Here is a 21,328-nt window from a genome sequence, read left to right as displayed (position 1 = left end):
TGAACAAAAAAGGGAAGTGATAGAAGCAACTCAGGAAGAGTTCGAGGCATGGATAAAAGAACGCGATAGCAGCTCGGGAAACACAGTAACACAAAGCCGAATAGGCGATGCACTGATAAGCACCGCGTTCTTATGCCTTGATCATAGCTCTGGTGGTAATACGCCAGAGTTCTTTGAAACGGTAATCCTCTCGGGGAAACACCGTTAAATTGCACCGTAGATAACCGACCTGGAACAAGGCCACCAGAGTCTGGAGAAAAATTTAAATAAAAAAAGGGCGACAGCCTCAGATGGATAATACGCAAAACAAACAAATACAAGTACACCGCGACAAGTACGATGAGAACGGCTTTTTAAACAAGTGTATCGACCGAAATGTTAAGCGGAGAGCTGCAGCCGAAGTCGAAGTCAAAAAATTACTTAGCTAATGTTTAACGCAGATCCAGGCGACAGCGAAATCATGAGCTATTCGATTTGCGACAGCTCATGCCGCCATTTGCTTCACTACTTCGCCAGAGCTGGTGGAGTGTCAGCAGAGATTCTAACGGTGTTATCGGAAAAACACAACATTGTAGACGGACAAGTAGGGGTAATACTGAAACGGACCGAACTAATTCAGGCGCTAGAGTTAATCATCGCAAAGATAAGAACGTCAACGGCTCATAGGCACCGGTACATGAAGCTAGAAAGCTACCTTGCAACAGTAATCAACAAAACAACAAACGATGAAATGTTCTACGTACATCGATGTGATTAAAGAGAGTCTCCATGACCTACTTTACTGACGGAGTAATCATGCTCCTGTTTGTCATCAGCACCTGATGCAGCGCGGTAGGAATCGTCACAACCATCGTGCTTTACATGCTAATTAAAGTTTCAATCGAGGAAAAATAAATGTTCACCACACCAAAAGAGAGCTACACAGACTTCATCAAGGCCAGCTTGGTGTTGTTCACATCAACGTCAATCCTGATCGCGTTATTTCTTCTGTTCGCTGATAGCCGAGACGGCCGCGTGTTGGTGTCGTTCTTCGCACTGTTCGCAATGCCATTCATGGCCGGTCGCGGTATGTCAGAGTCACTATCAACATTCGCTTATTACTGGATGCCTATTTTCGGTGCACTAGCCCTAGCATTCATCAACGGAACCAACGCGGTTTACGTATTTAGCTTTGGTGGTAAGTGGGGAACAGCCGAGGGCTTCGGTAACTTTGCCTGCGTCTACAGCGTGGCACTAATCACAATCACCGGACTGGTTATCGCAAAGGCTAACAAAGAACTGATCATCGAGAAGATTGGCAAGACAAACGCTCTGTTTGCGGCTGTAGGCTCATTCGTTGTTCTAGCTATATCAACCATCGTTTATATGCAAACACCGCTATTGGTGGCGCTGGCACTGCCGTTCGTATCGAGCAAACGCTCATTGCTGGTCGTACCATCTTACTTTGTCTTAACCGTGTTCTTCCTTGACGGATTTAACCAAAAGTCATTCGAGTTGATGGTTGGCGGTGCGGTTATGTTCGCAGTCCTAACGCTATTGCCACTCGCTTACAGCAAGTGCAAAGCAAAGCTTGGCTAATATTTTTTACTCGCAGAAAGGATGCTGTCCTTTATTTGAGAGAGAACACCATGAAAAAACTACTTATCGCTTTAGCTATGTTCGCAACGTTCTCACACGCTGAAAACCGCGAGTTAGAACCGGCCCACTTAATTGTGAGCTACATATCTGAGGGGAGGCTGATTTGTAAGTATGACGATGGCACAACGTTATACACCACGCCTAACCGTAGATGCCCTTTGATCCGAATCATCAAATACTAACCAAAAGAGAGAAACCATGAAAAAAACACTACTTACTGCAGCGTTGGAAATTGTGCAGCCAATGACGGCCCACGCTGGCGCGCCGCGTGACGCTGGTAAGACGTTCGCGCAAATCACAGCTTGCCATATTGCTAGGAAGTTAGACCGTGACGAGAAAGTGGCCGCTGACTTTGCAGTAATCAAAAAATACAAAATCGCTAAAAAAGGCGATTGGTGGAAAGGCCGAATGGAAGATGGCAAGCGCGAAGAGTTCAAACGTTTGAACAAAACGAACGATCTTGAGCTTGGAATCATGTGCGGAATCATCAAGAACAAGTGGACTTAACCACCAGCAACCAACAAGGAAAGTAACGATGAAAAAACTCACTTTAGCAGCGCTTATCACGGCCGCGCTGTTTGGCTGTAAAGCGACTGATATCGCCCACCTGAAGCATGGCGAACCTGTAAACCGCGAATACGTCTACAACGATGGCTACGACTTCAGACTGACCGATAGCTACAACTCGGTAGTTACGTTTGATTTACCTCAGTTCGAACGTGGGTTCGCATGTGGCAACGATAACGAAGCATACCCAGCACCGGTAGACGTTAACGTGTCGTTCGCTTATCGGGACGGGTACAAAACCAAGCTAACCGCGTTCGTGCCGTATCGATGCAAAGTGAGCCAAGAGCTTGCAGACGCTGTAACGGCAAAGGTAAACGAAGAGCTGGCCAAGCAACACCAAGCTTTGAAAGCAGAACGCAAGGCCAAAGCGGACACGCGCAAAGCTGAACTGGCAAAACAATCAATGCTGGCGAACGCTAAGCGACTGCAAGAAGCCGAAGCGAAAGCCAAGTACCAGCAAACTGCAGAGTACGAGATCAAGATGGCCGCAACGGTATCAGCTACCGCGCAATTGTGCGCTGACAACTTGATGTACCTTGCTCAACACCAAGCTGACAAGGTTGAGCGAGTTCAGATAGCTGAAGCCAAGAAAGTCATCAAGAGCCGTGGCCAAAAGTGGAATGGCAAGCTTTACAACAGCGCGTTTAACGAGTCTCTGACTTACATGAGTGAAGTGATGGCCCTATCTGGTGGCCCTAAGTCCGCAGATATCGGCCTGTGTCGTCGCCTTAAAACTTCACTGAAACTTAAAAAATAAATAACCCCAAAAGAGAGCAACATGAAAAAGACACTTATCGCAGCACTGCTTACCGCTTCAGCATTCTCAGCGAACGCAGGAACAGAACTACAACGTAACTTCATCAACGGCAACCCAGTTTGTCAGGGCCAGTACGGCCGCATCAAGTACCAGTCTGACGAAGTAACCCAGTGCGTGATCATGAAAACAGACGGCCAGCGCATGATTCAAATGTCATTGAACGACTACGGGGATTACGTAGATATCACTATCACGCTAGACCAAAGCAACGGCCTGTTTGCACCTAATCAAGCTCAACACCTGGTTGCAGCAGTTAAACGCGGCCTAAAGCTACTGGGTAAGAACCCTAACACGGCTAACTACTTTGCAGACTTGCCGTTATCAGAGGACGTGAACAAAGACACCGTTATTGATGGCGTTAAGTTCAGCATTCCAGACTTTGATGGCGTATCGATGTACGGCAACTACATGTTGACCATTTTTAAGTAAGACCAACACAAGGCCGCCAGTTCGCTGGTGGCCAACAGAAACAAATAAGGCAGACAATGAACAAACTATCCCTAGCTATCGCACCACTCGTATTAATCAGCGCTCAAGCACTAGCAAAGTCTGACAAAGGCATCGCTATCTATGACGACACCTATGTAATGCAGACCTATACCAGCGATATTAACCAAGACGTTTACGACAACGCGTATGGCTCGGGTATGGATAAGCTTAAGAACGCAGAGGTTAAATATCAGTTCTCGCTATCAGTGCCACTCGCTCAAACGCAGTTTGGATCCTTGATGGCCAGCTATACGCAATTGTCGCTATGGCAGCTAGGGAACACGGAAGCTTCATCTCCGTTTCGAGAAACGAACTACAAGCCACAGCTATTCATGATGCACCAAGGCAAGTTCGTGATCTTCAATAACATCGAATACGGGTATCGCCACCAGTCGAACGGCAAGGACAAAGGAACTAGCCGCTCTTGGGATATGGGATACATCGCGCTAGAACGCGTTAACTCAAAACTCGAATATGGTGTGCAAGGCTGGTACGCAGCCAGCTTAAGCGAGAACAAAGATATCGAGGACTTCATTCCACCTTATGAGGTTTGGGCCAAGTACCACGGCAGTATGGGGTCAATCAAAGTAAGAACGGCCTACAACTTCAGTACGGATAAGGGCCATGTTGAAGCGGCCTATACGCTACCGATTAACAAGTACGTAGGTTTTTACGTTCAAGTGTTCGAGGGTTACGGGGAATCAATGATTGATTACAACCATAACCAGACTCGTGTTGGCGCTGGTATCACGCTGACCTCAACCACTGGATTAATGTGATAAGAACGATGGCAATTGAATACAAAGGTAAAACATACGACTCAATCGGTGAGTTGCTTAATGAGCACCATAGTGATGTTTCACTGCCGACTGTTAAGAAGCGAATTAAAGCTGGCTGGAGTGTTGAGGATGCACTGAACAAGCCTAGAACCGCTCGTATCACAAAAGAGAAATTCAAGTTCAGGGGTAATGAGTACGGTTCTCTGAGTGGCCTACACACCGCCAACAAAGAAATAATCACAGTAAGTTTCCCAACGTTTAAGCAGCGAGTTGATGCTGGCTGGAGTATTGAAAAGGCCGCGACCGAACCAAAGGGTGTGGCCGTGAATGGCGAGGTTTACAAGTACAAAGGGAAAACCTACGGCACTATCAGGGCGCTATATCTCGGCAACAAAAAAGACGCTAATTGCTCGTTCCCTACGTTCCAGACTCGAATCAAAGAGGAAAAGCTATCTGTAGAGGAAGCGTTTACTGCAGAGAAGCACAAGACCGGTGCACCTAAGTACGGGCCGCATACGATTGAGGGTGTTGTGTACGAACTGCTTAGCGATGTGGCCAAAGAGTATGGCGTTAACGAAAATACCATGTACCAGCGCTACAACCGAGGCGCGAGAAACGATGATCTAGTTCTGAAGAGAGAGCGCAAAGACTACGTTAAGCCTGAAAAGAAAAAGCGACCGAAAAAGATCCCAGACCACGCGAGAGCAGTTGAGTACAACGGCATCACTTACCCGAGCATCACAGCGATGATTGAAGAGTTTGGCGTTAAGCACTGTACGTACAATTCGAGAATTAAGCGCGGCCTAACGATTGGCCAAGCGCTTGGTGTTGAAAAAGTTGTGGACGGTCGGAGTTTGGTTGGCACCACGTATGAATACAAGGGCGAAACCCTAACGGCAAAACAACTAGCCGACAAATACGGTATGTCGGAATCAACAATTCGAGATCGACTATTCCGTGGTGCGACCATTGAGATGGCCATGAGAAAGGAAAAGATCCAAAAGGGTGTGCTGGATAAACAAAGAGAAGCTTACACGAACGTAAGAAGACCAGCGGTAACGCTCGAGGTGGGTGGAGTTGAATACCACGGGTATCGCGCTCTGGCTAACGCCTACGGCCTAAAAGACTACGTGGTAAGACAGCGAATTGTGGACTACGGATGGACACCTGAGGAGGCCGTGAGCAAGACCGGTAAATCTGTATCAATCACCGTGGACGGTGTGAAGTACGAAAGGCTTATTGATGCTGCCGAAAAGTTTGGCGTTCGTGATGGCCTAATCAGTAGCCGACTGGCCGATGGCTGGACACCAGAAGAGGCCGTGGGCCTTGTTCTTCACGAAAGCCTTAAGTCAGTTCAGTACAAGGGCAAGTGGTACAAGAGCATCAAAGAGCTGGCCGAAGAGGTAGGTATCAACGAAAGAAGACTGGTATCGAGACTACGCTCGGGCCTCACTGCAGAAGAAGCGGTTAACCGTGGTTCTGAGAAGATTAAAAGCAGTGGCCGGTACAACTTAACTATCCTTGAGCGCGATCCAGAACTGGCCGCCAAGCCTTGTGTTGTGTACTTCGTATCAATGCTTATCAACGATGACATTAAATACAAGATTGGCATCACCACACTATCGGTACAAGAACGCTTCAGCTCTGAAAAGATTCTGTACGAAGAGGTGGCGGTGGCGAACTCCACTCTAATCGAGTGCTATAAGCTCGAACAGCAAATCCACGAGCTACTGGATAAGGAGAACGAAAAGGATATCGATGGCAGCGTACTAGCTGGCTACACAGAAATATTTAACCTGGACGATGACGAAGTGAGCGTGATTGTTGATCTAATGCAGTCATGGCAAGAGAAGCAATGAATTTACACAAGCCAAGTATTCAGCAAGACCTTAAGAGTGCCACCAGCTTTATTGGTAGCACCATTAAGAACCAAGGCCTCACGGCCAAGCTGAACAGTAGAAACCAAATTGAAGTAAAGACCGATAACGGTGTGGTACTTAAGCGCATCGATGGGGCCAAGGTGGCCAAGAAAATGAACGGCATCGATGTTTACGTATAGAGAGAGATAACAATGTTACTAACGGCAATTTTAATACTCGCAGTAATCGCACTGGCGGTAATAGTCATCAAGCTGCTAATCAAATTCGACTCAATGACAGAAAAGGAAAAGCAAACCACCGAGGAACTTAAGCAAGTTAAGGTCCAGCACGAAGCGCTTTGTAAGTTCTGCGTGGCCGTGAACGAAGATATTAAAACGCTAGAACTGAATACATCAGACCAGCGCGAAGTGATTAGCGGCCTAGTGGAAACGGTTCGCGGCATTGTTCTATTAAAGGACTTAAGCGAACCAAAGGAAGAGCCACCAGCGGAAGATCCAGCGACTACCCAGGAAAAGAAATACATTCCATACCCCGAGCCGTACTATACGAAGAAGCCAAGCGGAAACTACTCGGACACATCAATTGATTCATCATTTGAAGAGAAAGCTTATGACCCAGAAGAACAGTAAAGGCTTCACGCTAATCGAGCTGGTGGTTGTGATAGTGGTACTCGGAGTGCTGGCCGTTACTGCAGCGCCTAAGTTCCTAAACCTGCAGACGGACGCTAAAGAGGCGGTGTTAATCGAGACAAAGGGCGCATTGAACGGTGGTATTGCCATTGCCTACGGAAAACTAGCAGTGAATGGCCTAGAGAAAGGCCCATACAGCGGTGCACCAAGCGGCTTGGATCCAAACTACCCAGACCTTACCGATATCTTTCCAAACTGTACTATGGGCCAATGTGCATTTATGGACGGATACCCAGACGCGACTAGGGAAGCGCTGGCCGTGGTGATTAGCGGTGTTGGTGATGGTGAAGATCTGAATTTTGCTGACTTCGATAGCCCACTTATTGAAGTGGATGGCAAGCTGGCCATGCAAATCGCTATCACGGACGCTAAGAACGTTAGCCAAGGCAAGCTGGTTAACAATAAATGCTATCTGCAGTACCTGAGCTTTGTAGAGCGAGGAATCGAACCGATGATAGCCTTTGAGAGCTGCGAGTGAATCTAAATAGCTTGAGCTTCCCTTTAGGTTTGGCGGTAGGCATATTGTTTGCCGTTGTCGCCTCACTCATAAGCAATAAGTTTAACCTTAGCAAATGTCCGTCAAATGTACCCATAATATCCTATTTACCAAGTTAAGAGGTGCCACTCTCTAAGAGGGAAGTGTGAACAAACCAAACGTATTAACGGATTTATCAAAGCCAATAAGGCATGGACAGCACTGGCCCACGAAGGCGTTAACGTTCGCCAAGTAGAATCAATCTTCATTGAGGCATGTTGCGATCACGAGTTTTTACTCGAACCAACGGATTGGATGAGCATCTTAGATGAATCGAAAATTAGCCTCGATGGTTCTTACAACATAAGTAAAACACTAATATTTGATGATAACTTTAAGGGTTGAATCCTTTATTTTTAAGGTCTACGTTTAGTCACACTTATCGTCAAGCTACTTCGTAGTCAAAAGTCAGAATAACCGCTCAACTCTATTGGAGTTGGGTTCCTAAATTTGAACATAGGGTCACCCCTTACAAGAACAAAACATGAAAAAAGTAGCACTCACCACCCTCATTTTAGCCCTGCCTTTATCGGCACCTATTAACGCTGAATTTGGCGTAGGCCTAACCGCCAGTTACTCACCAAATGTTTACAAGGGAGGCGATATCGAAGTTACGCCATTTCCTTTAATTAGTTACGATAATGGCCATCATTTCGAGCCTTTCAGAAAAATAAAGGTTAACAACCGCTATTTCATATGCTAAATGTATAATTTCAATAACATGAACTCGATGATGCCTGTTTGGGCCCATTAATGTTCAGTTACTCAACGATCGATTGTATCGTAAGCTATGTGCCTTTATTCTACGGCCTGTTACTGCTTATTATCGATGGCACATAAAACACAACCATCATCCAACATTCGGAGGCAAGAGTGGGAAGAGCAAGCGCTGCACAAGCGATTATTACACGACAAAAGATCATCGATGCTGCATTTGATATCGCATTAAATGAAGGCTTCGACAAGGCAACCTTTGCTTATATCGCTAAAAAAGCTGGTGTGTCTAAATCAGGGATTAATGCTCACTTCGACAGAAAAGCCGATATTGCCAAAGAGCTTGAGCCTCTGTTTTCAAAGATCATCAATGAGCACTTAAATTACGAGTCGACCGCAGCGTTTTCGAAGACTTGGCAGAAAGCCATTGATAGTGAACCGAATTTTGTGGCAGCTATTATTGCATTTGGTCCTATTATGCCAACTGAGAAAGGCATCAAAGGGCTGCAATCCAAGATCCAAGGCGAAGAGCAAGAAGTGCTCGACTGTATCTATCACTGCATCGGCTATGCGATTTGTAATATTCAATCTCGCCATTCCGCTTAATTCGCCTATCTTCATTCCGCAGATTTAACGAATAAAGTAACCTATATTCAGCTTCACATTTCCTGTTTTCTCTTTCCTATTGCCGATTCTCCAAAAACAAAAAGCCCCGGTTATAGGAACCGGGGAAACAGGGTGGGATGAGTTTGGCGCGTGCCCGAAACCAAACTCTCCCCAAGCCTCACCTAAGACTCATGCTCTTAGGTAAAGGATACTGAGTACTGTTATTGCAAAGTACTGCTATTACAAAGTACTGCTATTGAAGCGTCGCGCCTTGCTCAACCCAAGTTCCGATGAGTGCGCGTTCTGCGTCGGTCATTTGAGTCATGTTACCGAGCGGCATCACCTTGGTTGTCACGGTTTGAGCAACAATCCTAGGTACGTTGGCTTTAATCTCTTCTGGGGTATCAAACATCACACCGGCTGGCGCAGCAGCAAAAGCGGCGTGGCTTGGGGTTGATGAGTGACACACAGAACAGCGCTCTTGAATGACTTTGTTGATGGTTTCAAAGCTTACACCTGCGCTAGCAGTTTGCATTGTGTGGTCTGTAGGTACAGCTTGAGAGCTAGTCGTTGAAGCGGTGTCGTTTGCAGCAAGTTCTTCTGTCGCTGATTCAGTCGCGCTTACTAGCGCTTCTTGAACCACTGGTGCTTGCACAACTGGAGTCATCTGTTTTTTCGCGTAAGGTGAGGTAACAAACGCAAGCGTGATCATACCCAATGCTGCGACTGGTATTGTCCATGCAAACTTCTGGCTACCATGACGCGTGTTGAAATAGTGACGCACCAAGATACTGAAGATCGCTAAGCCGGCAAGAATCAACCAGTTGTATTCCGAGCCGTAAGTGCTTGGGAAGTGATTACTGATCATGATGAACAGCACTGGCAGTGTCATGTAGTTGTTGTGACGAGAACGCAGTAAACCTTTCGCTGGCAGTGCCGGATCCGGTTCGCGCTTCTCTTCAATCGCTTTCACCAAGTTACGCTGCGCTGGCATGATAACGCGGAATACGTTACCCACCATGATGGTACCAATGATGGCACCCACGTGGATGTAAGCACCACGGCCACTGAACACTTGGGTTAGGCCATATGTCGCAGCAACGAGCAGCACAAACAGCACAACGCCAAGCAACACGGGGGTTTTACCTAATGGCGAGTCACACAGTAAGTCGTAGATAAACCAACCAGCAACGAATGAACCAATACCAATCGCGATTGCCGTTGTTGAATCAAGGCCAGAGCCCGGTGCAATCAGGTAGATTTCAGCGTTGAGGTAGTAAACCACACCCAGTAGACACACACCGGTGATCCACGTGAAGTAGGCTTCCCATTTGAACCAGTGCAGGTGCTCTGGCATCTCTGGTGGCGCAAGTTTGTACTTCTCTAGGTGATAAATACCACCACCGTGAATCGCCCATAAGTCGCCCGAAAGGCCCGTTTTTGGGTTTACTCGGTTAAGGTTATTCTCTAACCAAACAAAGTAAAATGATGCGCCTATCCACGCAACACCAACAATCATGTGAGCCCAGCGTATTGCTAAATTCAACCACTCTGTAATATGCGGATCCATAATAAACTCCTGTATCACAACGCTTTAGCTAAGCGTTGCTCTTCCTTATTGTCGTCCGTTGGCAGATCGTCCAAATGCAATGCCACTTGATCGCTGTCGAAATAAACCTCATCACAGTTATGTCCTTCTCCGCCTCTATCGACGATCAAGAACTGGTCTTGATCGGTAAGCGCAAGAACTGGGTGATGCCACACCCCTTTGTGATAGTTCACTCCTTGACGGCCGTTGCTCAAGAAAGCTCGGCTATTGGCTAATGTTGGATCGTCGCCTTTTGGCGCAACAACAATTAAATAGGGTTGACCAAGTAATGGAATGAATGCCTGAGAGCCAAGTGGATGACGCTCTAACATTTTGATGGTCAGTGGGTAGCTCAACGGTGTGGCTTGGAAGATGCTGATGATCGCTTCTCCGTCTTGGTCTTGCACATCCGTTGTCGCTAGCTTGTGGTAGCGACGTGTTGATCCACTGTTGATCATGAAGAAATCACTATTATCGGACTCGATAACATCACCAAACTCTGCAAAAGCCTGCTTGGTTAACGGTTCGATGGACAAACGACGTATTCCATTACTCATACTCATTTCCTTACCTATTTCGCTTTCGTACCAAACAGACGCAAACGGCTAATACCGCCATCTGGGAATATGTTTGCACGTACGTGGGTAATCGCACCAAGGTCGTTTACCTCAGAAATGAATTCGTGAATCTCGTGCGCTTGCAGCTTTTGTGCAGGCAACAGTTCACGCCAGAATAGGCTTTGTGTTTCCACTTGATCGTCGGTACCACCTTTCACGTAAGCGGCTTGAATTGAGCAGCTGTCAGGATAGTTACCTTTGAAGTGAGCCGTGTCCACGACGATACGTTCGATGTTACCTGGGTGGCCTAGTGCCACGATAACCCAGTCGTTACCTGGTGTACGACGACGTGCTGTTTCCCAGCCATCACCCATGTTTTCACCACGGCCTGGGCCTAAGATGTTGGCTTTGTTGCCGTAGTGCTCATCGCTACATGCGAGTGCTCGGCCACCGTGTTCAACCGATGCTAGGTCGACTTGTTGCTGAGAATCAATTGCTTCCCAATCCACACTTGGTCGGCCATAAACACGTAAGCGAGCGACACCGCCGTCTGGGTAGATGTTCAAACGTAGGTGCGTAAATACTTGGTCACTTTCAATCGCTTCAAGATGATGATGATCACCTTGTAGTGCCATTGAAGGCAGAATTTCTAGCCACTCTGTTGAGTCAGTTGGCTCACCTTGTGGTGAATAACACGCGTCAATTGATGCCGAAGGTGGGAAGTTACCTGTGAAGAATGAGGTATCAATATCAACGCCAGCAATGGTGCCAGCTAGGCCAAGGCGAACGACACAGTAGTCGTAACCTTCACCGCGTTTGCGTCTGCTTTCCCAACCGTCCATCCACTTACCGTTGTCGTCGTATAAGTCGTCTTTCCACTCTGGTGCCGCATGGCTGAGTAGACGGCTTTTATCCGCGAAAAAATCGTCGGTTGCGAAGATAGCTTCTGCGCCGAGTTTTTCGTCTGCAAGGTTTATGTACTGTTCAAATTTATGGGTCATGTCCATGTAATCCTATGAAATTAATAAAGTAATAATAAAATGAGAACTTAGTGGCTTATGCTTTATTCAATAAGGCTTTGATAAATAAGCCTCGGATAAATCAAACTCTAGCTCTGATAAACAAAGCTCTTAGCGCACTAAGACTGGGCTGAGATAGCTGTTAACTCCGTTAACTTACATATCCCAGAGACGAAACATCGCGATCTTGTTGATCTCTTGAATCGCCGTAGCAAACTCAGTTTCACTATCATTTCCTAATCGCATCTCGAACGACTCAAGAATTTGGTAACGATTGGCTCCCTTCACCGCCATGATAAAAGGGAAATTGAAGCGACTTTTGTAGCTGTTGTTATAAGAAGTGAATTTTTCAAATTCTTCGGCGTTGCACTGGTCGATGCCCGCCCCCGCTTGTTCCTTGGTCGACGACTCTGTGAGTTCGCCGTTTACTGCTGCTCGACCGGCTAAATCCGGGTGAGCGTTGATCAAAGCCAACTGTTTGCCTTGGTCTGCACTTAACAAAGTCGATGCCATTTTCAGATGAAGATTCTCGATATGGTCGTCTTCGGCATTCAAACCTTGGTCATACACCAGTTCTGCAACCCACGGGCTGTGTTCGTAGACATCAGCAAAGTGAGCGACAAACGTATCGCGGTCCATGGTTGTTGGTTGGCATGATCGAAATTCAGTCACGTTAAGCCTCCTTGCTTCACTGCTACTTTTATTGTTGATGAATAGCGTTATCTAGTTGATATGGATGATGTTGGTGCCAGTGGTTGGCGATATCGATTCGACGACATAACCACACGCTGTCATGCTGTTTTACGTAATCTAAGAAACGTCTTAATGCAGCAATACGACCGGGGCGACCAATCAGACGACAATGCAGCCCAACCGACATCATTTTCGGCGCGGTTTCGCCTTCCATATAAAGGGTGTCAAACGTGTCTTTTAGGTATTGGAAGAACTGTTCACCCGAGTTGAAGCCTTGCGCGGTTGAAAAACGCATGTCGTTCACATCGAGTGTGTAAGGGATCACCAATTGCGGATGACCGGTTTCGGTGTGCCAATAAGGCAGGTCATCATCATAGGCATCTGAGTCATAAAGAAAACCGCCCTCTTCTGCTACCAAGCGACGCGTATTTGGACCCGTTCGACCTGTGTACCAACCTTGTGGGCGTTGACCCGTCACTTGTTGGATGATCTCAATCGCTTTGGTCATGTGGTCGCGCTCTTCTGACTCATCAATGTATTGATAGTCGATCCAGCGATAACCGTGGCTACAAATTTCGTGGCCCGCTTCGACCATAGCTTTGGCAACATCTGGGTGACGCTCAATCGCCATAGCAACCGCAAAGACGGTCAGTGGGATTTCATATTCATCGAACAAGCGAAGAACACGCCATACACCCGCACGGCTACCATATTCATAAATGGATTCCATGCTCATGTGACGTTCGCCTTTGATCGGCTGTGCTGACGGGATCTCTGAAAGAAAGGCTTCAGACTCGTCGTCTCCATGTAACAAACAACGCTCACCGCCCTCTTCATAGTTCAATACAAAAGAAACCGCGACGCGCGCATTACCTGGCCATTGAGGGTTTGGAGGGTTAGCTCCGTAACCGATCAAATTTCTTGAATAATCCTTATTCATCCAAGTACTCCTAACATAAGTGGTTGGCTTAGCCGCTGTTTAGCTGGTTCATCAATATGATTCTTCTATTGGTGATTCCGCTATTGGTTATTTCAAAACCGAGCAACCTTACCCCTGTACATTTATTGTATACAATTATTTATCTCAATGTAAAGATTTTGTTATTCAAGTTAAATTTATACACTTTTACACTTTAAAAACAGTAGCTTAATAAATCACAGCCTCACCAAAAACGATAATCAGGATCTATAAAGTCAGAAAAAAAGACACAATAGTTAACATTTTTCCAACAATTCGCTTTACTAATTGTGTACAGTTCGTACATAGTTAGTGGTAACAAAGTGACCAGTTGCACTCTTTTGCTAGGTCGATATGGACAAACAAACCACGGAACAGAGGAGCGCCAAAAGCGCTATTAAAGGACTATGGGAAGACTAACAACACACGTATTAGACACTACTCACGGCTTACCAGGTGCAGAGATCAAGGTAGAGCTTTATAAGGTCAATGAAGACTCAACAGAAAAGCTGGCGACGGTACTCACCAACTCCGATGGCCGAACCGATGCGCCGATTCTGGCAGGGAATGATTTCCGACCGGGGAAATATCAATTGGTGTTCTACGTTGCGGATTACTACAAAAGCAAAGGTGTAGAATTGGATGGTGTGCCCTTCTTAGATGATGTGGTGATTCGTTTCGGCTTAGATGACCCAGAAGCGCATTATCATGTCCCTCTTCTCGTCTCGCCTTACAGTTTCTCAACCTATCGGGGCAGTTAGTCCCGTGACCTAGAACTTCGAACTAGGCTCAACCGACAAATATTAAACAGATTAGTGCGTGATGTGTGCATCCCAAAAGGTGTGCACTCACTAAACACGCTCATATAAAAATACTAACAACGTTAATAGTTAGAGATTAATAGCTAAAAAACAGATGGTTAGAAACTGATAACTAAAGAAATAGCGGCTAGGAAAAACCTTAAAACTTAATATTGAAATCTCGCTGTATTCAATAAATGGATCACAACATAAAAGGACTTGCTGACATGAGTGAGAGTAAAACAGAAATACTCAACCAAGATGCGAACAACGGAATTTTAGAGAAGTTTTTTAAAATTAAGGCACACGGAAGTAGCGTAAAAAATGAGTTAGTCGGTGGTGTCACCACTTTCGCCACCATGGCTTACATCATCTTCGTTAACCCACAAATAATGGCCGCTTCAGGCATGGATTCAGGTGCGGTATTCGTCGCAACCTGTATTGGTGCTGCGATCGGCTGTTTGTTAATGGGGCTATTTGCGAACTGGCCTGTCGGACTTGCGCCGGGCATGGGCTTGAATGCCTTCTTCTCGTTCACAGTAGTAAGCGAAATGGGCTACAGCTGGGAAGTGGCACTGGGTGCGGTGTTTATCTCAGGTATCTTGTTCGTCGGGATGAGCTTCTACAAAGTCCGCCAATGGATAATTGAAAGTATCCCGGTGAGTCTGCGCTATTCCATGACGGCAGGTGTTGGCTTGTTCTTAGGTCTGATTGGCTTAAAAACAGCAGGTATCGTCGTCGAAAACCCAGCAACTTTGGTATCACTAGGTGACTTCACTAAACCAGAAGCGCTACTGGCTGCTATCGCGTTCCTTATCATCGCGGTACTCAGTGAGCGTAAAGTCTTTGGTGCGGTGCTAATCGGCATTTTGAGTGTCACTCTGGTCGGCATGATGCTTGGCTTAGTGCATTACAACGGCTTCTTCGCAGCCCCACCAAGTTTAGCGCCTACGTTCCTAAAGATGGATATTATGGGTGCGCTTGATGTTTCGATGATCAGCGTTATCTTGGCTTTCCTTTTTGTAAACATGTTCGATACCGCGGGTACTTTGATGGGCGTGGCTGAGCGTGCAAACCTAACTAACCCTGAAACGGGTAAGATCGAAGGTCTGAGCAAAGCACTGAAAGCCGATAGTATCTCAAGTGTTGCAGGTGCGTGTGTGGGTTGTCCACCTGTCACCAGTTACGTAGAAAGTGCTGCAGGTGTTGCAGCCGGTGCTCGAACAGGCCTATCTGCGATTGTAGTTGGCGCTTTGTTCTTAGCGGCGATTTTCCTATCACCTCTTGCAGGTATGATCCCAGCTTACGCCACCTCCGGCGCGTTGATTTACGTAGCGTTTGTGATGATGAGCAGTATGCAGCACGTCGATTGGAAAGACTTTACCAACGGTGCTCCAGCTGCGATTACCGCACTGATGATGCCACTGACCTTCTCTATCGCGAATGGTATCGCACTGGGTTTCATTACCTACACAGTGCTTAAACTGGCGACAGGTAAAACCAAAGATGTGTCTATCTCGATGTACTTCCTAGCGGCTATCTTCATCGCCAAGCTGGTGTTCATCGGTTAACCCTATAGCTCCTGAGCAGTTGTTTCTTGATTGCTCACAACGTTGCTTGGCTCGTTCGCAAGCCAAGCAACAACATGATTTTTAAGAAAGCTAATTGCATTGATGACGAGAGAGCAGAAACCCTACCGATTCAGTGCACCTTTTTTATGACCCTACGCAGTTTGTAGAAGTCATTATTTGACCGCCAATCGCCTGTAAACGGAAACGCAGGCAGAGGAATATCAAATGAAACTTCTGTACACCCTTAATGAAAGACCGCCCCATGGGCTAACCCTCCTACTCGCTCTACAACACATGCTCGCCTCGATTGGTGGCATTGTCGCTGTCCCCCTTATTGTCGGCGCCTCCATTGGCCTGCCCAACACCGAGATCGTCTCACTGATCAATGCAGCGCTCTTAGCGTCAGGTATTGTGACCGTCGCGCAGTGTCTCGGCTTTGGTCCAGTGGGTATTCGGCTGCCCGTGGTAATGGGCTCAAGCTTTGCCTTTTTAGGTGTGGCCATCTCCATCGGTAACGAAGGTGGTGTTGCTGCCATCATGGGCTCAGCGCTTATCGGCTCATTCGTTGTGATTGGCGCCAGCTTTTACATGGACAAGGTCCGTAAATTGTTCCCAACCGTGGTAAGTGGTGTAGTGGTTACGCTCATTGGCTTAACCATTTTACCGGTTGCCATGAACTGGGTCGGAGACTCTCCCGCCAACAGCGAACAATTCGCTACGCTACCCAAACTGTTTCTAGCTCTAGTCTCTTTGGGGATTGTGGTTGGTGTATCGGTTTACTGTAAAGGCGCGGTTGCCGCTTCAGCCATCGTGATTGGTTTAGCGGGCGGCTACATTGTGGCGCTATCGCTCGGTATGGTCGACCTTGAACAAATCAGCTCTGCCGCTTGGGTTGGCGGACCTGAACCTTTCAAATATGGCTTTACCTTTTCTGCCAGTGCCATCATCAGTATGAGCTTGGTGTACATCGTGGTGATCGCCGAAGCAACGGGTGACTTCATGGCATTGGGCAACAACTGCCAAACCCAAGTCAGCGGTAAAGATCTAAAACGTGGGCTGTTAGGCGATGGCCTTGGTAGTACCTTATCTTCGATTTTAACAGCGATGCCATTGGCGTCGTTCAGCCAAAACGTCGGCATTGTGGGTATCACAGGGGTAGCAAGTCGCTATGTAGTGGCTGCAACCGGTGGTTTACTAATTTTAGGCGGTTTATTCCCGAAATTAGCTGCTATTGCCGTCACGATTCCGAAACCTGTTTTGGGTGGTGTAGGTTTCGTGATGTTCGGTATGATTGCCTACGCGGGCATCCGCATGTTGATAAAAGCCGCAGACACCAAACGAAATGCCTTGGTAATCTGTGTCGGTTTGGCGTCTGGCTTGGCCGTAACTTTCGAACCAAGATTGCTGCAACACTTGCCGCATGATCTAGCGAACTTTCTTCATTCTGGCATTACAACAGGCACCATCATGACGGTTCTGCTAAACCTTGTGTTACCAAAATCATCAAAAGCTGAAGAACAAGAAGCGTTAGCCGAGAGCCAAGCGCAAGTTGAGCTAGAAATGAAAGAACAGGCTGAAGAAGAACTACACTCAGGCGAGCAGTTAGAGATTCAACATGCAAGTACAGAAGCAGACGTTCAAGCGGCATCAGAAAATCCTGAGCCAAAAACGAACTAGCTGATTCCCCAATTTAACTGGTTCACTGACTAGCGTAAAACCGATTTTCACAGAATCAGGGAATGATTAGAACATTGAACGTTTTAACGCCCCCTGATTCGAATTTATCTATCAACAGCAAATACCAACAAAGACCCTCTTCCCTGAAAAGGCTGAGATGGCTAAGGACTACTATGAATGGAAACAATCTGGATTAAGAATCCTCTCGCAATCTACACTGGCTCACAGGCTGATGCAGAAGGCGGAATCGTCATTAAAGGTAATAAAGTCATTGAATTGGTTGGCAAACACAAAGAGCCGACCTTACCCGTAGATTACAGCGTCGACGCCTCTCGTCATGTTGTAACTCCCGGGCTTATCAATGCGCACCACCACTTCTATCAAACCCTAACGCGTGCCTACCCTGGCGCACTCAATAAAGAACTCTTCCATTGGCTACAAAGCCTCTACCCAGTTTGGGCTAACCTCGATTCTGAGATGATGAGCCTTGCTACAGAGCTAGCATTGGTCGAGTTAATGATGTCGGGCTGTACCACCGCGTCAGACCACCATTACTTGCTACCAAACGGGCTTGAGCATGCCATCGATTTACAAGTCGAAGCGGCAGAGAAGCTAGGTGTGAGAGCGATATTTACGCGTGGCTCCATGAGCCTTGGAGAAGATGAAGGTGGACTACCTCCACGACACACCATTCAAACTGAACAAACCATTATTGATGACAGCCAACGCTTAATTCGCGATTACCACCAGCGTGATGAAGGGGCGATGATTCAAATCGCACTCGCGCCTTGTTCGCCGTTTTCAGTCACTACAGACCTGATGAAAGAAACCGCCAAGATCAGTGAGCGTGAGAACGTGATGATGCACACTCACCTATGCGAAACCTTGGATGAAGAAGACTTCTGTATTGAGAAATTTGGCCTACGCCCTGTGGATTACCTAGAAGATGTGGGGTGGCTGAATGAACGCACTTGGCTTGCTCATGGTATTCACTTCAATCCAGAAGAGATCAAACGTTTGGGTAAAGCGGGCATTGGTATCAGCCATTGCCCGACGTCCAACATGATGCTGGCTTCCGGTATTTGTAAGAACAACGATCTTGAAGCAGCAGGCGTAAAAGTCGGGTTGGGTGTTGATGGTTCCGCCTCAAACGACGGTTCAAATATGATTGCCGAAGTGCGCATGGCAATGTATCTACAACGCCTGCAATATGGTTCTGCCAATGTTTCACACCTCGATGCACTGCGCTGGGCAACGTCAGGCTCAGCACGCGCAATGGGCAGAACCGACATTGGTACGCTAGAGGTTGGCAAACAAGCCGACCTCGCAATGTTCAAACTCGATGATATTCGTTTCTCTGGTAGCCACGATCCACTCGCTGCATTACTACTTTGTGGCGCTCAACAAGCGGATAAAGTGATGGTGGCCGGAAAATGGCGAGTTAACGATGGTGCCGTTATTGGCGTAGACATGGAGCAACTGATGCACCGCCACCATTCTGCCGCAATGAAGCTAGGTAAACTGGCGATGAATAACTAGAGTTTCTATATTTTGAACTCACCAAAACAAAAGGCCGACATCGTGTCGGCTTTTTAATAATATAAATAAGAGCAACTTATGGTTTTGGGTAAATTGTAAATTTGACAAAAATAAAATAACTCGTCATTTATTGATACAGAACAATGAAAATACAACACTTGAAATCGTCAAGTGCAAAGATTCTAAAACAAGTAAAACATAGTATTTATTATCAATATGATAGGACTGTTATTCGATTTGGTTATATTGCTTATAACCCATTAAACCCCTTCAGAATATATATTATATATGCCCGCATTATTTATATAACCAATCATATCCAATGAAGTTTCAATCTAAAATAATTATCGCTTCGAGCCTGCTATTTTCATCAGTTGCTATCACCATTGACTTTATCCAACAAAAAGCAACGAATAGCACTTTTAAAAACAATATCGAAACCAGTGTCGCGGAGTTGACAAAGAGTATTAGCTTTACCGTGGCACATGAGTTGAGCGCTAAACGACAGCTCGTAAATTCAGTGACTCACTCATTGAATGTGATTGATGCATCTAATACGGCTCTGGCGCGAAAGTCTATTTCTACTCCTTCACTTAAAAATAGCTTTCAAGCGGTTGGTATTGGTTATGAAGAAAACGGAAAACTGATTTCAAACGACGGATGGCTTCCGCCTGATGATTATGACGTCCGTAAACGACCTTGGTACCGTGCAGCCAGTGAATCAAATGATGTTGTTGTTACTTTGCCTTATATTGACTCTTCAACGGGAGAAATGATTGTTTCGATATCTTCGTCGTTAGCCGATAAGAATGGGAAGTTTATCGGCAATATTGTTTTCGATGTGTCATTGAAACCACTAGCCAATCTTGTCAATCAAACCGATCTCTTTAACTCAGGTTATCTATTTATGATGACAGGCGACGGAACGGTGATCGCCCATCCAAATACCGATTACAACGGTTCTTCGTTTACAGATTTCATCCCTAATGCTCAATTAGCACCTGGTATAACAGAAGTCACAATCGATGGTGTTAAGCATTTAATCAGCTTGCACAAGGTGGCTGGTGAACCTTGGTATGTTGGTTCAGTCATCGATGAACAGCGTGTTTTCTCTGACCTAACACAACTCAACTATCAGATCATCGGTTTTAGTGCTCTGTCATTAATTGTAGTGATTGCAATGTTGTATTGGCTCATTTTATATCTATTTAAACCAGTCAACGAGCTAAATAGCGCTCTCAAAAATATCGCATCAGGTGATGCCGACCTAACCCACCGTTTAGACACTAACACAGACACAGAATTCGCTGAGCTAGCAACCAATTTCAATCAGTTTGTGACAACTCTACAGCAACAGATGAAAGACTCTATAGTCGTTTCTGACGCAGTTAAGGAGCATGCACAACTGACACAGAGTGCTACGCGAGAAACAGAGCAAAGTATCAATCTCCAAATGTCTGAATTAAACGACTTAGTCACAGCAATTGGACAAATGACTATTTCGGCGCAAGAGACGGCACAAAATACGCAACATGCCGCTAAAAACGCGAATGATGCACAAGAAAAAGTATTAGAAAGTACCTCCGTAGTTAAGCAAACGGAAAGTAATATCGAAAGCTTATCGAACGATATCCATCAAGCTGTCGCTCACTCGCATGCCTTGGAAGAAACGACGGAAAGCATAGGTAGCATCATTGAAGTTATCAACGAAATTGCTAATCAAACCAATCTGCTAGCCCTCAATGCAACGATAGAATCAGCAAGAGCAGGACAGGCTGGTCGAGGGTTCGCAGTCGTCGCAGATCATGTTCGCTTGCTCTCTATCCGAACGCAAGAATCAACGCGAGAGATACATACGAAGATCGAACAACTACGCTCAGGAACCAGTTCGATGGCCGACTCAATTTTAGTCAGCGAACGTAATGCTCAAGAAGCTGTTGATTGCGCCCGCAGAGCCACTACAGCATTGCAATTAGTACAACAGAATATTATGAATATTTCGGAATTTACTCGCCAAATTGCAACAACAGCTGAAGAGCAAAGCGCCGTTTCCTTAGAAGTCGGTCGGAACACTCAGCAAATTACAGAGATCAGTCAGCAAGTTACAACACAAGCTGAAAAAACTACTGATCATATGAATACTCAACTTACTGAGATCGAGAAGCAGCAACACATTCTCAAGCGTTTCAAATTATCGAATTAATGCAGTAGA

At 46.2% G+C, this 21,328-nt stretch carries 24 protein-coding genes; 19 read left to right on the top strand and 5 right to left on the bottom strand.

Annotation, left to right across the window (positions count from 1 at the left end; all coding sequences use genetic code 11):
• Positions 1 to 16: 16 nt before the first annotated feature.
• The 14 genes from OQJ75_RS16810 (at position 17) to OQJ75_RS16745 (ending at position 8,714) form a co-directional block, all read left to right on the top strand.
• Positions 17 to 208 carry a hypothetical protein gene (locus OQJ75_RS16810; protein ID WP_266067242.1) on the top strand — a complete coding sequence of 64 codons (192 nt, stop codon included), beginning with the start codon at positions 17 to 19 and terminating at the stop codon, positions 206 to 208.
• 219 nt (positions 209 to 427) lie between these two features.
• Positions 428 to 757, top strand: a complete 330-nt coding sequence (locus OQJ75_RS16805) for a hypothetical protein (RefSeq protein WP_265974123.1) — start codon at positions 428 to 430, stop codon at positions 755 to 757.
• A gap of 137 nt (positions 758 to 894) precedes the next feature.
• Positions 895 to 1,578 carry a hypothetical protein gene (locus OQJ75_RS16800; protein WP_265974122.1) on the top strand — a complete coding sequence of 228 codons (684 nt, stop codon included), beginning with the start codon at positions 895 to 897 and terminating at the stop codon, positions 1,576 to 1,578.
• Positions 1,579 to 1,628: 50 nt separating this feature from the next.
• Entirely contained in the window at positions 1,629 to 1,820 is a 192-nt protein-coding gene (locus OQJ75_RS16795) for a hypothetical protein (RefSeq protein ID WP_265974120.1), read from the top strand.
• A gap of 16 nt (positions 1,821 to 1,836) precedes the next feature.
• Positions 1,837 to 2,145 carry a hypothetical protein gene (locus tag OQJ75_RS16790; RefSeq protein WP_265974119.1) on the top strand — a complete coding sequence of 103 codons (309 nt, stop codon included), beginning with the start codon at positions 1,837 to 1,839 and terminating at the stop codon, positions 2,143 to 2,145.
• Positions 2,146 to 2,173: 28 nt separating this feature from the next.
• On the top strand, positions 2,174 to 2,962 hold the full coding sequence (locus OQJ75_RS16785; protein WP_265974118.1) for a hypothetical protein: 789 nt from the start codon (positions 2,174 to 2,176) through the stop codon (positions 2,960 to 2,962).
• A gap of 21 nt (positions 2,963 to 2,983) precedes the next feature.
• On the top strand, positions 2,984 to 3,451 hold the full coding sequence (locus OQJ75_RS16780) for a hypothetical protein (protein WP_265974117.1): 468 nt from the start codon (positions 2,984 to 2,986) through the stop codon (positions 3,449 to 3,451).
• 56 nt (positions 3,452 to 3,507) lie between these two features.
• Complete coding sequence (locus OQJ75_RS16775; RefSeq protein ID WP_265974116.1) at positions 3,508 to 4,290, top strand: phospholipase A; 783 nt, start codon at positions 3,508 to 3,510, stop codon at positions 4,288 to 4,290.
• A gap of 8 nt (positions 4,291 to 4,298) precedes the next feature.
• Positions 4,299 to 6,149 (top strand): GIY-YIG nuclease family protein, encoded by a 1,851-nt coding sequence (locus OQJ75_RS16770; protein WP_265974115.1) that lies wholly within the window; start codon positions 4,299 to 4,301, stop codon positions 6,147 to 6,149.
• Complete coding sequence (locus OQJ75_RS16765) at positions 6,146 to 6,349, top strand: hypothetical protein (RefSeq protein ID WP_265974114.1); 204 nt, start codon at positions 6,146 to 6,148, stop codon at positions 6,347 to 6,349. Before OQJ75_RS16770 ends, OQJ75_RS16765 begins: the two co-directional genes overlap by 4 nt.
• A 12-nt stretch (positions 6,350 to 6,361) precedes the next feature.
• Complete coding sequence (locus OQJ75_RS16760) at positions 6,362 to 6,799, top strand: hypothetical protein (protein WP_265974113.1); 438 nt, start codon at positions 6,362 to 6,364, stop codon at positions 6,797 to 6,799.
• Positions 6,780 to 7,337: a prepilin-type N-terminal cleavage/methylation domain-containing protein gene (locus OQJ75_RS16755; protein WP_265974112.1), complete on the top strand. Its 558-nt coding sequence runs from the start codon at positions 6,780 to 6,782 to the stop codon at positions 7,335 to 7,337. Before OQJ75_RS16760 ends, OQJ75_RS16755 begins: the two co-directional genes overlap by 20 nt.
• Before the next feature lie 541 nt (positions 7,338 to 7,878).
• On the top strand, positions 7,879 to 8,097 hold the full coding sequence (locus OQJ75_RS16750) for a hypothetical protein (RefSeq protein ID WP_265974111.1): 219 nt from the start codon (positions 7,879 to 7,881) through the stop codon (positions 8,095 to 8,097).
• A gap of 170 nt (positions 8,098 to 8,267) precedes the next feature.
• Positions 8,268 to 8,714: a TetR/AcrR family transcriptional regulator gene (locus OQJ75_RS16745; protein WP_265974110.1), complete on the top strand. Its 447-nt coding sequence runs from the start codon at positions 8,268 to 8,270 to the stop codon at positions 8,712 to 8,714.
• Positions 8,715 to 8,967: 253 nt separating this feature from the next.
• Here OQJ75_RS16745 and OQJ75_RS16740 read toward each other — a convergent pair whose 3' ends face one another.
• From OQJ75_RS16740 to puuE, 5 genes are all read right to left on the bottom strand, one after another.
• Positions 8,968 to 10,284, bottom strand: a complete 1,317-nt coding sequence (locus OQJ75_RS16740; protein WP_265974109.1) for a urate hydroxylase PuuD — start codon at positions 10,282 to 10,284, stop codon at positions 8,968 to 8,970.
• Between the two features lie 14 nt (positions 10,285 to 10,298).
• Complete coding sequence (locus OQJ75_RS16735; RefSeq protein WP_052880445.1) at positions 10,299 to 10,859, bottom strand: ureidoglycolate lyase; 561 nt, start codon at positions 10,857 to 10,859, stop codon at positions 10,299 to 10,301.
• A 14-nt stretch (positions 10,860 to 10,873) separates the two neighbouring features.
• A complete protein-coding gene (gene alc, locus OQJ75_RS16730) occupies positions 10,874 to 11,860 on the bottom strand; it encodes an allantoicase (RefSeq protein WP_265974108.1) in 987 nt (328 codons plus the stop codon).
• A 174-nt stretch (positions 11,861 to 12,034) separates the two neighbouring features.
• Positions 12,035 to 12,550, bottom strand: coding sequence for a 2-oxo-4-hydroxy-4-carboxy-5-ureidoimidazoline decarboxylase (uraD, locus tag OQJ75_RS16725; protein ID WP_102424562.1), 516 nt, complete (start codon positions 12,548 to 12,550; stop codon positions 12,035 to 12,037).
• Positions 12,551 to 12,578: 28 nt separating this feature from the next.
• A complete protein-coding gene (gene puuE, locus OQJ75_RS16720) occupies positions 12,579 to 13,511 on the bottom strand; it encodes an allantoinase PuuE (protein ID WP_265974107.1) in 933 nt (310 codons plus the stop codon).
• 425 nt (positions 13,512 to 13,936) lie between these two features.
• Between puuE and uraH the strand changes: the two genes are divergently transcribed.
• The 5 genes from uraH (at position 13,937) to OQJ75_RS16695 (ending at position 21,319) form a co-directional block, all read left to right on the top strand.
• On the top strand, positions 13,937 to 14,290 hold the full coding sequence (gene uraH / locus OQJ75_RS16715) for a hydroxyisourate hydrolase (protein ID WP_055319165.1): 354 nt from the start codon (positions 13,937 to 13,939) through the stop codon (positions 14,288 to 14,290).
• 266 nt (positions 14,291 to 14,556) lie between these two features.
• Positions 14,557 to 15,900, top strand: a complete 1,344-nt coding sequence (locus OQJ75_RS16710) for an NCS2 family permease (RefSeq protein WP_265974106.1) — start codon at positions 14,557 to 14,559, stop codon at positions 15,898 to 15,900.
• Positions 15,901 to 16,125: 225 nt separating this feature from the next.
• On the top strand, positions 16,126 to 17,577 hold the full coding sequence (locus OQJ75_RS16705; protein ID WP_265974105.1) for a nucleobase:cation symporter-2 family protein: 1,452 nt from the start codon (positions 16,126 to 16,128) through the stop codon (positions 17,575 to 17,577).
• Positions 17,578 to 17,754: 177 nt separating this feature from the next.
• Positions 17,755 to 19,116: an 8-oxoguanine deaminase gene (locus tag OQJ75_RS16700; protein WP_265974104.1), complete on the top strand. Its 1,362-nt coding sequence runs from the start codon at positions 17,755 to 17,757 to the stop codon at positions 19,114 to 19,116.
• 322 nt (positions 19,117 to 19,438) lie between these two features.
• Positions 19,439 to 21,319 (top strand): methyl-accepting chemotaxis protein, encoded by a 1,881-nt coding sequence (locus tag OQJ75_RS16695; protein ID WP_265974103.1) that lies wholly within the window; start codon positions 19,439 to 19,441, stop codon positions 21,317 to 21,319.
• Positions 21,320 to 21,328: the final 9 nt, after the last annotated feature.

Source organism: Vibrio sp. 14G-20, assembly GCF_026241515.1.
GTDB lineage: Bacteria > Pseudomonadota > Gammaproteobacteria > Enterobacterales > Vibrionaceae > Vibrio.
This window is presented reverse-complemented; position numbering and strand designations above follow the sequence as displayed.

Excerpts from the sequence above, each read along its gene's own strand:
- OQJ75_RS16790 (WP_265974119.1), top strand. The coding sequence starts at position 1,837 with ATGAAAAAAACACTACTTACTGCAGCGTTGGAAATTGTGCAGCCAATG.
- OQJ75_RS16795 (WP_265974120.1), top strand. The coding sequence starts at position 1,629 with ATGAAAAAACTACTTATCGCTTTAGCTATGTTCGCAACGTTCTCACAC.
- OQJ75_RS16700 (WP_265974104.1), top strand. The coding sequence starts at position 17,755 with ATGGAAACAATCTGGATTAAGAATCCTCTCGCAATCTACACTGGCTCA.
- OQJ75_RS16750 (WP_265974111.1), top strand. The coding sequence starts at position 7,879 with ATGAAAAAAGTAGCACTCACCACCCTCATTTTAGCCCTGCCTTTATCG.
- OQJ75_RS16780 (WP_265974117.1), top strand. The coding sequence starts at position 2,984 with ATGAAAAAGACACTTATCGCAGCACTGCTTACCGCTTCAGCATTCTCA.
- OQJ75_RS16785 (WP_265974118.1), top strand. The coding sequence starts at position 2,174 with ATGAAAAAACTCACTTTAGCAGCGCTTATCACGGCCGCGCTGTTTGGC.
- OQJ75_RS16755 (WP_265974112.1), top strand. The coding sequence starts at position 6,780 with ATGACCCAGAAGAACAGTAAAGGCTTCACGCTAATCGAGCTGGTGGTT.
- OQJ75_RS16705 (WP_265974105.1), top strand. The coding sequence starts at position 16,126 with ATGAAACTTCTGTACACCCTTAATGAAAGACCGCCCCATGGGCTAACC.
- alc (WP_265974108.1), bottom strand. The coding sequence starts at position 11,860 with ATGACCCATAAATTTGAACAGTACATAAACCTTGCAGACGAAAAACTC.
- puuE (WP_265974107.1), bottom strand. The coding sequence starts at position 13,511 with ATGAATAAGGATTATTCAAGAAATTTGATCGGTTACGGAGCTAACCCT.
- OQJ75_RS16710 (WP_265974106.1), top strand. The coding sequence starts at position 14,557 with ATGAGTGAGAGTAAAACAGAAATACTCAACCAAGATGCGAACAACGGA.
- OQJ75_RS16800 (WP_265974122.1), top strand. The coding sequence starts at position 895 with ATGTTCACCACACCAAAAGAGAGCTACACAGACTTCATCAAGGCCAGC.
- OQJ75_RS16805 (WP_265974123.1), top strand. The coding sequence starts at position 428 with ATGTTTAACGCAGATCCAGGCGACAGCGAAATCATGAGCTATTCGATT.
- OQJ75_RS16695 (WP_265974103.1), top strand. The coding sequence starts at position 19,439 with ATGAAGTTTCAATCTAAAATAATTATCGCTTCGAGCCTGCTATTTTCA.
- OQJ75_RS16760 (WP_265974113.1), top strand. The coding sequence starts at position 6,362 with ATGTTACTAACGGCAATTTTAATACTCGCAGTAATCGCACTGGCGGTA.
- OQJ75_RS16765 (WP_265974114.1), top strand. The coding sequence starts at position 6,146 with ATGAATTTACACAAGCCAAGTATTCAGCAAGACCTTAAGAGTGCCACC.
- OQJ75_RS16735 (WP_052880445.1), bottom strand. The coding sequence starts at position 10,859 with ATGAGTAATGGAATACGTCGTTTGTCCATCGAACCGTTAACCAAGCAG.
- OQJ75_RS16775 (WP_265974116.1), top strand. The coding sequence starts at position 3,508 with ATGAACAAACTATCCCTAGCTATCGCACCACTCGTATTAATCAGCGCT.
- OQJ75_RS16740 (WP_265974109.1), bottom strand. The coding sequence starts at position 10,284 with ATGGATCCGCATATTACAGAGTGGTTGAATTTAGCAATACGCTGGGCT.
- OQJ75_RS16770 (WP_265974115.1), top strand. The coding sequence starts at position 4,299 with ATGGCAATTGAATACAAAGGTAAAACATACGACTCAATCGGTGAGTTG.
- uraH (WP_055319165.1), top strand. The coding sequence starts at position 13,937 with ATGGGAAGACTAACAACACACGTATTAGACACTACTCACGGCTTACCA.